General features: G+C 54.9%; 10 protein-coding genes. 4 read left to right on the plus strand and 6 right to left on the minus strand.

Annotated elements, in window-relative coordinates; genetic code table 11:
- Positions 1-27: 27 nt before the first annotated feature.
- Positions 28-1,839, minus strand: coding sequence for a phosphogluconate dehydratase (edd, locus tag ACB496_RS13030; RefSeq protein WP_371972806.1), 1,812 nt, complete (start codon positions 1,837-1,839; stop codon positions 28-30).
- 234 nt (positions 1,840-2,073) lie between these two features.
- Complete coding sequence (zwf, locus tag ACB496_RS13035) at positions 2,074-3,549, minus strand: glucose-6-phosphate dehydrogenase (RefSeq protein WP_100779787.1); 1,476 nt, start codon at positions 3,547-3,549, stop codon at positions 2,074-2,076.
- Positions 3,550-3,907: 358 nt separating this feature from the next.
- On the opposite strand from zwf, the gene ACB496_RS13040 reads away from it, so the two are divergent.
- Both ACB496_RS13040 and pyk read left to right on the plus strand, forming a co-directional pair.
- Positions 3,908-4,777 carry a MurR/RpiR family transcriptional regulator gene (locus ACB496_RS13040; protein ID WP_371972809.1) on the plus strand — a complete coding sequence of 290 codons (870 nt, stop codon included), beginning with the start codon at positions 3,908-3,910 and terminating at the stop codon, positions 4,775-4,777.
- 105 nt (positions 4,778-4,882) lie between these two features.
- Complete coding sequence (pyk, locus tag ACB496_RS13045) at positions 4,883-6,325, plus strand: pyruvate kinase (RefSeq protein ID WP_100779785.1); 1,443 nt, start codon at positions 4,883-4,885, stop codon at positions 6,323-6,325.
- A 211-nt stretch (positions 6,326-6,536) separates the two neighbouring features.
- On the opposite strand, the gene lpxM is transcribed toward pyk, so the two are convergent.
- The 3 genes from lpxM to znuA all read right to left on the minus strand — a co-directional run bounded on the left by lpxM (position 6,537) and on the right by znuA (position 9,906).
- Complete coding sequence (lpxM, locus tag ACB496_RS13050; protein WP_268195924.1) at positions 6,537-7,508, minus strand: lauroyl-Kdo(2)-lipid IV(A) myristoyltransferase; 972 nt, start codon at positions 7,506-7,508, stop codon at positions 6,537-6,539.
- Positions 7,509-7,626: 118 nt separating this feature from the next.
- Positions 7,627-8,946, minus strand: coding sequence for a murein DD-endopeptidase MepM (gene mepM, locus ACB496_RS13055; protein ID WP_371972811.1), 1,320 nt, complete (start codon positions 8,944-8,946; stop codon positions 7,627-7,629).
- A 15-nt stretch (positions 8,947-8,961) separates the two neighbouring features.
- The gene (gene znuA / locus ACB496_RS13060; RefSeq protein WP_129036346.1) at positions 8,962-9,906 is read right to left on the minus strand and encodes a zinc ABC transporter substrate-binding protein ZnuA; all 945 of its coding nucleotides are present in this window, start codon (positions 9,904-9,906) and stop codon (positions 8,962-8,964) included.
- 77 nt (positions 9,907-9,983) lie between these two features.
- Between znuA and znuC the strand changes: the two genes are divergently transcribed.
- Together znuC and znuB are read left to right on the plus strand one after the other, a co-directional pair.
- Positions 9,984-10,739 (plus strand): zinc ABC transporter ATP-binding protein ZnuC, encoded by a 756-nt coding sequence (gene znuC / locus ACB496_RS13065; RefSeq protein ID WP_100779781.1) that lies wholly within the window; start codon positions 9,984-9,986, stop codon positions 10,737-10,739.
- Positions 10,736-11,521 (plus strand): zinc ABC transporter permease subunit ZnuB, encoded by a 786-nt coding sequence (gene znuB, locus ACB496_RS13070; protein ID WP_102103984.1) that lies wholly within the window; start codon positions 10,736-10,738, stop codon positions 11,519-11,521. Before znuC ends, znuB begins: the two co-directional genes overlap by 4 nt.
- 99 nt (positions 11,522-11,620) lie before the next feature.
- On the opposite strand, the gene ruvB is transcribed toward znuB, so the two are convergent.
- A complete protein-coding gene (ruvB, locus tag ACB496_RS13075; RefSeq protein ID WP_100779779.1) occupies positions 11,621-12,631 on the minus strand; it encodes a Holliday junction branch migration DNA helicase RuvB in 1,011 nt (336 codons plus the stop codon).
- Positions 12,632-12,634 lie beyond the last annotated feature (3 nt).

Here is a 12,634-nt window from a genome sequence, read left to right on the forward strand (position 1 = left end):
CTCGCCAGATCGATAATTCTTGTCGTCTTAAAACGTAATACAGGTTGCGCCCTGCTCAGCACCGGAGAGTTTCTCGCGCAGTGCACTGAACATTTCGCGCCCTGTTCCCACACGCGACGCGCTCAGGTCAGGAATATGCGGCTTACGGGCTTCCAGTTCGGCTTCATCCACCAGCAGGGTCAGCTCGCCTGTCTGGCCATTGACGCGGATGATATCGCCATCGCGTACTTTCGCCAGTAACCCACCGTCATAGGCTTCGGGGGTGACGTGAATCGCTGATGGCACTTTACCTGATGCGCCAGAGAGTCGTCCATCGGTGACCAACGCAATTTTGAAACAGCGGTCCAATAATACACCAAGTGGTGGCATAAGTTTATGTAATTCTGGCATGCCGTTCGCTTTTGGTCCCTGATGACGAACCACGACGACGCAGTCTTTGTCCAGCAGGCCGGCCTCGAACGCAGGCAGCACGTCGTGCTGGCTTTCAAAAATCACCGCAGGGGCTTCTACGATCTGGTTTTCAACAGGCACAGCGGAGGTTTTCATCACCGCGCGACCCAGGTTGCCGCTCAGCACTTTGGTGCCGCCGTGATGTGAGAATGGTTTCGCAAACGTGGCGATAACCTGTGCGTCGAGAGAACTCTGCGCGCCTTCGCGCCAGTCGAGCTGGCCGTCGTTCAGCCATGGCTCCAGGGTATAACGCTGCAGGCCAAAACCGGCTACGGTATTGACGTCTTCGTGCAGCAGGCCGCCTTTCAGCAGTTCGCGGATAAGCACGGGCACACCGCCCGCCGCCTGGAAGTGGTTGATATCCGCCGGGCCGTTCGGATAGAGACGCGCCATCAGCGGCACAATTTCAGACAGCTCAGAGAAATCATCCCAGTTAATCAGAATACCGGCCGCGCGTGCCATCGCCACCAGGTGCATGGTGTGGTTAGTTGAACCGCCGGTTGCCAGCAGGGCAACAATCCCGTTCACCACCACTTTTTCGTCCACCATTTTGCCGAGCGGCATCCACTCGTTGCCGTTGCCGGTCAAACGCGTGACCTGACGCGCAGCGGCTTCGGTCAGCGCCTGGCGCAGCGGAGCATCTGGCTGTACGAAGGAGGAACCCGGAAGCTGCATGCCCATGAATTCCACCACCATCTGGTTGGTGTTGGCGGTGCCGTAGAACGTACAGGTTCCCGCGGCGTGATACGACGCGGCTTCGGCTTCCAGCAGGGCAATACGATCCACTTTGCCTTCGGCATACAGCTGGCGGATACGGACTTTTTCTTTATTTGGCAGACCGCTCGCCATTGGGCCTGACGGCACAAAAATCGCGGGCAGATGACCAAAGGAGAGCGCAGCCATCGCCAGGCCCGGGACAATTTTGTCACACACGCCAAGGTACAGGGCGCCGTCAAACATGTTATGGGACAGGCCTACTGCCGCAGACATGGCGATCACTTCGCGGCTCAGCAAAGAGAGTTCCATTCCATCCTGGCCCTGGGTTACGCCGTCGCACATGGCGGGTACGCCACCCGCCACCTGCCCGACCGCGTTAGCGCTGTGCAGCGCTTTGCGAATAATTTCCGGGTAGTGTTCGTACGGCTGGTGAGCGGAGAGCATGTCGTTGTAGGAGGTGATGATCGCAATATTGTTACGCAGCATGCTTTTCAGCGAGGCTTTGTCGTCCGGCTGGCAGGCTGCGAAACCGTGGGCCAGGTTACCGCAGGCGAGCTGCGAACGATGTACCGTGTCGGTCTTCGCCTGCTGGATGCGGGCGAGGTAGGCAGAACGTGTCTCTTTTGAGCGCTCAACAATGCATTGTGTTACGCGTAACAATACAGGATTCATAAAAGCTCCTCTAATTTATCTGTCCAGGCTCGGGAGTTAACAAGATGAATCGCTTGTATTAACAAGGCTGAAACGCTTGCAGTCCGTAGCTCGGGGGGCAAAATCGCTTCAGCCAGTGTAATAAAAAAAGCTCCACGGGTGAATCCACGTGGAGCTTAAATGATTAAAAATTGTGCCACAATCTGTGTTAGATCATGTTACCGGTAAAATAACCCGTTTGGATTAGCTTCCGGTTTACTCGAACTCGTTCCATGAACGGCCATCGCGGGTGATCATCGCCACGGACGCAACCGGTCCCCAAGTGCCTGCCTGATACGGTTTTGGCGCATCCTGATCGGCAGCCCAGGCTTCAGTGATGGAGTCGACCCACTTCCAGGCTTCTTCCACTTCGTCGCGGCGCACGAACAGCGCCTGAATCCCACGCATGGTTTCCAGCAGCAGACGCTCGTAAGCATCAGCCAGGTGCGTTTCGTTGAAGGTTTCGGAGTAGCTCAGATCCAGTTTGGTGGTTTGCAGGTTGTGCTTATGATCCAGGCCCGGCACTTTATTCAGCACCTGAATATCCACGCCCTCATCAGGCTGCAGACGGATCGTCAGCTTGTTCTGTGGCAGCTCCTGCCAGGACTCTTTAAACAGGTTCAGTTCCGGGTTCTTGAAATAGACCACAACTTCAGAGCATTTGGTCGGCAGACGTTTACCGGTGCGCAGATAGAACGGCACACCCGCCCAGCGCCAGTTGTCGATATCGACACGGATCGCCACGAAGGTCTCGGTGTTGCTGGACTTGTTCGCGCCCTCTTCTTCCAGATAGCCAGGGACTTTTTTGCCCTGCGCGAAACCGGAGGTGTACTGACCGCGGACGGTTTTCTCACGCACATTCGAGCGATCGATACGGCGCAGAGATTTCAGCACTTTCACTTTCTCGTCGCGAATGTTATCCGCTGAGAGGTCAGACGGCGGAGACATGGCGATCATGCAGAGAATTTGCAGCAGGTGGTTCTGGATCATGTCGCGCATCTGACCGGCCTGGTCAAAGTAACCCCAGCGGCCTTCGATGCCCACTTCCTCGGCCACGGTAATTTCCACGTGATCGATGGTGCGGTTGTCCCAGTTGTTGGCAAACAGGGAGTTCGCAAAACGCAGCGCCAGCAGGTTCAGTACCGTCTCTTTACCGAGATAGTGGTCGATACGGTAGACCTGGCACTCTTCGAAGTATTCGCCCACCTGGTCGTTGATTTCACGAGAGGTCGCAAGCGAGGTGCCCAGCGGCTTTTCCATCACTACGCGCGCCGGTTTGGCGTTGAGTTTGGCTTCGCCCAGGCCCTTACAGATGGCGCCGAAGGTGCTTGGCGGCATCGCGAAATAGTTAATGGTCACACGGTTTTTCTGGTCCAGCATCTCGCCGAGACGACCAAACGCAGAGGTGTCGTTAACATCCAGGTTGCAGAAATCAAGACGACCGCTCAGCGCATCCCACAAACTTTCATCAATTTTCTCTTTCATGAACGTTTCGAGCGCTTCACGCACCACTTTCGTGTAGCCGTCTTTATCCCAGTCAGCGCGGCCCACCCCCAGGATGCGAGTGTCCGGGTGGATCTGGCCTGCTTTTTCCAGTTGATACAGGGAAGGCAGCAATTTACGGCGTGCAAGATCGCCTTTCGCGCCGAAAATGACCAGGTCACATGCCTGGGCTGTTTGCGTTACCGCCATGTCATTCTCCTCAGTTGGATATCCTGGTGCTTTTGCCAGAATATCGTTGTAATTTTATTACAATGCACTGTACTGCTTTTACGTCATTCCCGAAACCATTAGCGCTTAACGTCGCGTGCGATAACGCGATTTTTCGATGATTGCACGCCTCAGTGACAGCAATGACCACAAATTCGTTGATTCTTTGTGCCGCCGGGTCGTTGCCAAAACCCGACCGCGATCAAGTAATGAAAAAAAACAACAACATTTGCTGTTGTTCATTACCCTTTGACCAGGTCAGAGGGGTATATTCTTCCTAATTCGAATCACGATTTCATCAATTTATGAAATCGCTTCCACCCATGAGTGTCTTGTCATCATGAACATGCTGGAAAAAATCCAGTTTCAACTGGAACACCTTAGCAAATCCGAGCGTAAAGTGGCTGAAGTAATTCTCGCCTCGCCCACTCAGGCCATCCATTCCAGCATCGCCGCTCTGGCGCAGGAGTCGGGGGTCAGTGAACCTACCGTCAACCGGTTCTGTCGCAGTCTTGAGACGCGCGGTTTTCCCGATTTTAAACTGCATCTGGCCCAGAGTCTGGCAAACGGCACGCCCTATGTAAATCGTAATGTCGATGAAGACGACAGCGTAGAGGCCTATACCGGCAAAATTTTTGAATCGGCAATGGCGACGCTCGACCATGTGCGGCAATCGCTGGATAAAGCATCACTCAATCGCGCTGTCGATTTGCTGACCCAGGCGAAAAAAATCGCCTTCTTCGGGCTGGGCTCTTCCGCTGCGGTTGCCCACGATGCGATGAACAAATTTTTCCGCTTCAATGTCCCGGTCATCTACTCTGATGACATAGTGCTGCAACGCATGAGCTGTATGAATTGTAACGAAGATGACGTGGTAGTGCTGATCTCTCACACCGGTCGGACCAAAAGCCTGGTGGAACTGGCGCAGCTGGCGCGTGAAAACGATGCCATGGTGATTGCGCTTACCACCGCTGGCACGCCGCTGGCGCGAGAATCAACGCTCGCTATCACGCTGGATGTGCCGGAAGATACCGACATGTATATGCCGATGGTGTCGCGGCTTGCGCAATTAACCGTCCTCGACGTGCTGGCCACGGGTTTTACGCTGCGTCGTGGCGCGAAATTCAGAGATAACTTGAAGCGTGTCAAAGAAGCGCTCAAGGAATCGCGTTTTGATAAAGAATTGCTCATTAAGGGCGATGTACCCTAAATGTTGTTATAAGGTTGTTACTTTTTTCGGTATTCGGTAATTTCTACACAGCACCGAATCTATGTTCACGCAACACCAAAGTTGTTTCAGTCAACGGAGTATTACATGTCCAGAAGGCTTCGCAGAACCAAGATCGTTACCACCTTAGGTCCGGCAACTGACCGCGATAATAACCTCGAGAAAATTATCGCCGCGGGCGCCAACGTGGTACGCATGAACTTCTCTCACGGGACGCCAGAAGATCACAAATTACGTGCAGACAAGGTCCGTGAGATCGCGGCAAAACTGGGACGTCACGTGGCTATCCTCGGCGACCTGCAGGGTCCTAAGATCCGCGTCTCGACGTTTAAAGAAGGCAAAGTTTTCCTTAACATCGGTGATAAATTCCTCCTCGACGCCAACCTGGGTAAAGGCGAAGGCGATAAAGAGCGAGTAGGTATCGACTATAAAGGTCTGCCTGCTGACGTGGTAACTGGCGATATCCTGCTGCTTGATGATGGTCGCGTACAGCTGAAAGTGCTTGAAGTTCAGGGCATGAAAGTGTTCACCGAAGTGACCGTTGGCGGCCCGCTCTCCAACAATAAAGGCATCAATAAACTTGGCGGTGGCCTCTCCGCTGAAGCCCTGACCGAAAAAGACAAAGCCGACATCATCACTGCCGCGCAGATTGGCGTCGACTATCTGGCCGTCTCCTTCCCGCGCTGCGGCGAAGACCTGAACTATGCTCGCCGTCTGGCGCGTGATGCAGGCTGCGACGCGAGCATTGTCGCGAAAGTTGAGCGTGCAGAGGCCGTCTGCAGCCAGGAAGCGATGGACGATGTGATTCTCGCGTCTGATGTGGTGATGGTTGCCCGTGGCGATCTGGGCGTTGAAATCGGTGACCCGGAACTGGTCGGCATCCAGAAAGCGCTGATCCGTCGTGCACGTCAGCTGAACCGCTCCGTGATTACCGCGACTCAGATGATGGAGTCGATGATCACCAACCCAATGCCAACCCGTGCGGAAGTGATGGACGTGGCAAACGCCGTGCTGGACGGTACCGATGCGGTAATGCTCTCTGCTGAAACGGCAGCGGGCCAATATCCTGCTGAAACCGTTGCGGCGATGGCGCGCGTGTGTCTGGGCGCTGAGAAGATCCCAAGCATTAACGTCTCTAAACATCGTCTGGACATTCAGTTCGATAACGTGGAAGAAGCGATTTCCATGTCTGCCATGTATGCGGCGAACCACCTGAAAGGTGTTACCGCGATCATCACCATGACTGAATCTGGCCGCACCGCGCTGATGACATCCCGTATCAGCTCCGGCCTGCCAATCTTCGCTATGTCGCGTCATGAGCGCACTCTGAACCTGACTGCCCTGTATCGTGGCGTGACGCCGGTGTACTTCGACAGCACCAACGACGGCGTTGCAGCTGCCAACGATGCCGTCAATCTGCTGCGCGATAAAGGCTATCTGGTCTCTGGTGACATCGTGATCGTCACCCAGGGTGATGTAATGAGCACCATCGGCTCAACGAACACCACGCGTGTGATGACTGTCGAGTAACTGCATTTTCGCCATACTGTCGGGGGATTCGCTCCCGACAGTTTTTTCCTCTTCTTGCTCCGCCTGTTTTTCCCTCTTTTGATTAAAGCTAAAACCTACCCTTACGGCGACTGGTGAGAATGGAAAATCCTGAGCTACTGACGCAACAACGCGTACAGAAAGGCCCCCTCCTGCACGCGTAAAGCGAACGTTATCTGATGGGTAGCAAAAATTATCTCTTCGGGAATAACTCTTTTCGCTTATACGGCTCTTTCTCGCCGGGTTTGCGGGTTTTGAGCAGTTTCAGAATCCAGGTGTACTGCTCGGCGTGTGGTCCGACGAGGATTTCAACCTCTTCGTTCATGCGGCGCGCGATAGTGTGATCGTCGGCGTCCAGCAGATCGTCCATCGGTGGACGTACTTCAATGGTCAGACGATGGGTTTTGCCATCGTAAATCGGAAACAGCGGAACCACGCGGGCGCGGCAAACTTTCATCAGGCGACCAATCGCAGGTAGCGTCGCTTTGTAAGTCGCAAAGAAATCCACGAATTCACTGTGCTCGGCACCGTGGTCCTGATCCGGCAGGTAATAGCCCCAGTAGCCTTCGCGCACCGACTTAATAAAAGGTTTGATACCGTCGTTACGCGCATGCAGACGGCCACCAAAACGGCGGCGGACGGTGTTCCAGACGTAGTCGAAGATTTTATTGCCCTGATTATGGAACATGGCCGCCATCTTCTGGCCTTGCGACGCCATCAGCATCGCCGGAATATCCACGCCCCAGCCGTGCGGCACGAGAAAAATGACTTTCTCGTTGTTGCGACGCATCTCATCGATAATCTCCAGCCCTTTCCAGTCCACGCGATTTTTGACCTTCTCTGGCCCGCGCAGCGCCAGCTCGCCCATCATCGCCATCGCCTGCGGTGCGGTGGTAAACATAGCGTCGATAATCGCTTCACGTTCCGCGTCGCTTTTTTCCGGAAAACAGTAGAACAGATTGATCTGCGCACGACGGCGCGCACTTTTGCCGAGTCGCCCGGCAATCAGGCCAATTTTACCGAGGACGGGATCGCGAAATGATGCCGGAAGCAGCGCAAGGCCCGCAAATGCGTAGACACCCAGCCAGGCGCCCCAGTTACGCGGATGGCGAAAAGATTTCTCAAACTCGGGAATGTATTCACTGTTGTTTTTTTGGGTTTCCATGCGGGTTCCAGGGTCTGGTGAAGCAAAAAATAATCTTGAGATAGTGTAGCGAGGCAGAGTGTATCGCACAAAAGAAAAAGCCGGCGCATCTCTGCACCGGCTTTTAGATGACAAAAATCTAGTCGAAGCGCAGTTGCGGCATGACCTCTTTGACCTGGGCCAGATAATCGGTGCGATCTTTGCCGGTCAGACCTTCGGTACGCGGCAGTTTCGCCGTCAACGGGTTCACCGCCTGCTGGTTAATCCACACTTCATAGTGCAGATGCGGGCCGGTGGAACGTCCGGTGTTGCCAGAGAGCGCAATGCGGTCGCCGCGTTTCACTTTCTGCCCCGGCTGGACCAGCAGCTTACGCAGGTGCATGTAGCGGGTGGTATAGGTGCGACCGTGACGAACGGCAACGTAGTACCCTGCCGCGCCGCTGCGTTTAGCAATCACCACTTCACCGTCACCGACAGAGAGCACTGGCGTGCCCTGCGGCATCGCAAAGTCAACGCCACGGTGCGGCGCGACACGGCCGGTGACCGGGTTCAGACGACGCGGGTTAAAGTTGGATGAAACGCGGAACTGTTTCGCCGTCGGGAAGCGCAGGAATCCTTTCGCCAGGCCCGTACCGTTGCGGTCGTAGAACTTACCGTCTTCCGCGCGGATGGCGTAGTAATCTTTGCCTTCGGAGCGCAGACGCACACCCATCAGTTGGCTTTGCTCACGCTTGCCGTCTAGCATTTCGCGGGACATCAGGATCGAGAATTCGTCGCCTTTTTTCAGTTTGCGGAAGTCCATCTGCCACTGCATGGCTTTGATCACTGAGCTGATTTCGCCGCTGGTCAAACCCGCATCGCGCGCGCTGGTGACAAAGCTGGCGCCAACCTTGCCTTTCAGCACATTGTTAACCCAGTCGCCCTGCTGCATTTCGCTGGTCATCTTGAAACCGTTTTCGGTACGATCGTAGGTACGGGTTTCACGACGGGAGACTTCCCAGGTCAGACGTTGCAAATCGCCATCGTTGGTAAGCGTCCAGGACAGCTGTTGACCAATCTTGAGGTTACGCAGCTCTTTGTCTGATGCGGCGAGCTGGCTGATATCCCCCATCTCAATACCATACTGATTGAGCACGCTGCTCAGCGTATCGCCCGTGGAGACAACGTATTCGTGAATACCCGCCTCATTGGCGGTTTTGTCGTCCAGCTCATCCTGAGGAATCGCTTCGTCTTCCTGGGCGGCCTGATCGATAGGTTCACTGGCATCGGGCAGCAAGGAGCGAATTTCACTCTTTTCCAGTTCGATGGTTTTAATGATGGGGGCTGAATGTGGGTGATACACATAGGGCCGCCAGACGGCGACCGCTAAGGTAAGAACTGTAAGGGACCCCAGCATAACGCGGTGGGGTCGAGGCAGATTATTAAATGCCAGGGCGACAGAGCGGGCTATCTGTTGCACGTGTTCACTTCCTCGTTAATCTCCTTTCAGGCAGCTCGAATACTGGTTCGCCAATTGGCTGAGGAACTGCGAATAGCTCGCCTTGCTCAACTGAATATTGGTTCCAAGCGGGTCCAGGGTTCCCATGCGCACGGACGTTCCCCTGGCCACGGCTTCAACGACCGCTGGCCTGAACTGTGGCTCAGCAAAAACGCATGTTGCTTTTTGCTCAACCAACTGTGTTCTGATTTCATGTAAACGCTGCGCACCAGGTTGAATTTCCGGGTTGACGGTGAAATGACCCAGCGGGGTCAGCCCGTAGTGTTTTTCATAGTAGCCATAGGCATCATGAAAAACGAAATACCCTTTACCTTTCAACGGTGCCAGCTCGTTACCTACCTGCTTATCGGTTGCGGCTAATTGTGCCTCAAAATCCTTCAGGTTGGCGTCTAGTTTGGCTCGACTTTGCGGCATAAGTTCCACTAATTTGTCATGGATTGCAACCGCTGAGAGCCGCGCTATCTCTGGCGAGAGCCAAAGATGCATGTTGTACTCGCCATGATGGTGATGGTCGTCACCTTTTTCGCTATTGGCATGGTCATGGTCACTTTCGTGCTCGTCGTCGTCAGTCCCTTTCATGAGCAGCGGTTTCACGCCTGCCAGTTCGGCAATGGTGACCTGTTTTTGCGGCGGAACTTTACTCGCGGATTTTTGCATGAACGCTTCCATCTCTGGACCAATCCAGACCACTAAGTCCGCGTTCTGTAAGCGTTTTACATCAGATGGGCGCAACGAATAGTCATGCTCAGATGCCCCGTCAGGCAGTAACACCTGGGTTTCTGTGACACCATCGGCGATGGCCGAAGCGATGAATCCCAGTGGTTTAAGCGAAGCGACAACGGCGGCGTTAACATCTTGTGCTGCTGAACCCCAAAGGCCAGCGGATAATGCTGCGAAAAGAAGCGTATTTTTATGTAACATAATGCAACTTATGATCGTAATGAATGCGTGGAATGTGATATTATAACATTCGTTGACTTCTGCAAGCTTAAATTGACATGACGAATTTAGTTTCTCTTGAAAATATCTCGGTATCTTTTGGTCAGCGCCGCGTCCTCTCTGACGTATCGCTGGTCCTCAAACCCGGCAAAATTTTAACGTTGCTCGGCCCAAACGGCGCGGGCAAATCGACGCTGGTTCGGGTGGTTCTCGGGCTGGTAGCACCTGATGCTGGCGTCATCAAGCGCGACGACAAGTTAAGAATCGGCTACGTCCCGCAAAAAATACATCTTGACGCCACGCTGCCCTTAACGGTAGGCCGTTTCCTGCGACTGCGTCCAGGCACGCGTAAAGACGATATTCTCCCCGCTCTGAAACGCGTTCAGGCAGGCCATCTGGTCGAAGCCCCTATGCAGAAACTTTCCGGGGGTGAAACCCAGCGCGTTCTGCTGGCACGCGCGTTGTTGAGTAAGCCACAGCTGCTGGTTCTTGATGAGCCGACTCAGGGCGTGGATGTGAACGGCCAGGTCGCCCTGTACGATCTCATCGATCAGCTGCGTCGTGAGCTGGACTGCGCCGTTCTGATGGTCTCGCATGACCTGCATCTGGTGATGGCGAAAACCGACGAAGTGCTGTGTCTGAATCACCATATCTGCTGCTCCGGCACGCCTGAAGTGGTGTCGATGCACCCGGAATTTATCTCTATGTTCGGCTCTCGTGGAGCAGAACAGCTGGGCATTTATCGCCATAACCATAATCATCGCCATGATTTACAGGGACGAATTGTCCTGCGTCGGGGAAATGGACACTCATGATTGAACTGTTATTACCCGGCTGGTTTGCCGGGGTTATGCTTGCCTGCGCCGCGGGTCCGCTGGGCTCTTTTGTCGTCTGGCGAAGAATGTCCTATTTTGGCGATACGCTGGCGCACGCCTCCTTACTGGGCGTGGCCTTTGGCTTATTGCTCGACGTGAACCCGTTTTACGCAGTGATTGCCGTGACGCTGCTGCTTGCCGCCGGTCTGGTTTGGCTTGAGAAGCGCCCTCACCTCGCGGTAGATACGTTGCTCGGGATTATGGCGCACAGCGCGCTGTCGCTTGGCCTGGTGGTGGTTAGCCTGATGTCTAACATTCGCGTCGATTTAATGGCGTATCTGTTTGGCGATTTGCTGGCGGTGACGCCGGAAGACCTGATCTCAATCGCCATTGGCGTGGTGATCGTTCTCGGTATTTTACTGTGGCAGTGGCGCAATCTGCTGGCGATGACCGTCAGCGCTGATTTGGCCTTTGTCGATGGCGTTAAACTGCAGCGCGTGAAGTTGCTGTTGATGCTGGTGACCGCGTTGACGATTGGGGTGGCGATGAAGTTTGTGGGTGCGCTGATTATCACCTCACTGCTGATTATCCCGGCCGCTACTGCACGCCGATTTGCCCGTACGCCTGAACAGATGGCGGGTGTGGCAGTAGTTGTCGGTATTATCGCCGTCACCGGCGGACTCACCTTCTCGGCGTTTTACGACACGCCTGCCGGCCCGTCGGTGGTGCTGTGTGCGGCGCTGATGTTTATCTTCAGTATGATGAAGAAACCGGCCAGTTGAACATTTCCCCCGGTGGCGCGCTGCGCTTACCGGGAAAACATCAGAATCGTTGTAGGCCGGATCACGCCTGGCGCGATCCGGCTCTAACCCGGTCGCGTACTACGGCATTTCCGGTGGCGTTATCCCGAAGTGATTCCACGCCCGTACCGTCGCCATTCGCCCGCGCGGAGTGCGTTGCAAAAAGCCCTGCTGAATCAGATAGGGTTCCAGCACGTCTTCGATGGTTTCACGCTCTTCGCCAATCGCTGCGGCGAGGTTATCCAGCCCAACCGGCCCGCCAAAGAATTTATCCAGAATCGCGAGCAACAGCTTGCGGTCCATATAGTCAAACCCTTCAGCATCGACGTTAAGCATATCCAGCGCCTGCGAGGCGATATCGAGCGAAATGGTGCCATCGTGCTTCACTTCCGCAAAGTCACGCACACGACGCAGCAGACGGTTAGCGATGCGTGGCGTACCGCGCGAACGCTTGGCCACTTCAAAGGCCCCCTCATCGCTCAATTCAAGCCCCATAAAGCGCGCGCTGCGGCCAACGATATACTGCAGATCGGCGACCTGATAGAACTCGAGGCGCTGCACAATTCCGAAGCGATCGCGAAGGGGTGACGTGAGTGATCCGGCACGCGTGGTGGCGCCAATCAGGGTAAAGGGCGGCAGATCGATTTTAATTGAGCGCGCGGCCGGACCTTCGCCGATCATGATATCCAGCTGATAGTCTTCCATCGCCGGATAAAGCACCTCTTCCACTACCGGAGACAGGCGGTGGATCTCATCGATAAAGAGCACGTCGTGCGGCTCAAGGTTGGTCAGCATCGCCGCCAGATCGCCCGCTTTCTCCAGTACCGGGCCTGACGTGGTGCGCAGGTTCACGCCCATTTCATTCGCCACGATATTGGCAAGCGTCGTTTTACCGAGACCAGGAGGGCCAAAAATCAGCAGATGATCGAGCGCATCCCCGCGCAGTTTCGCCGCCTGGATAAAAATTTCCATCTGTGAGCGAACCTGCGGCTGGCCGATGTACTCCTCCAGCAGTTTCGGGCGGATCGCGCGATCCACCACATCCTCTGGAACATTGCTGGCTGCCGAAATCAGGCGGTCTGCTTCAATCATCCT

This window comes from Lelliottia nimipressuralis (assembly GCF_041464075.1).
GTDB lineage: Bacteria > Pseudomonadota > Gammaproteobacteria > Enterobacterales > Enterobacteriaceae > Enterobacter > Enterobacter nimipressuralis.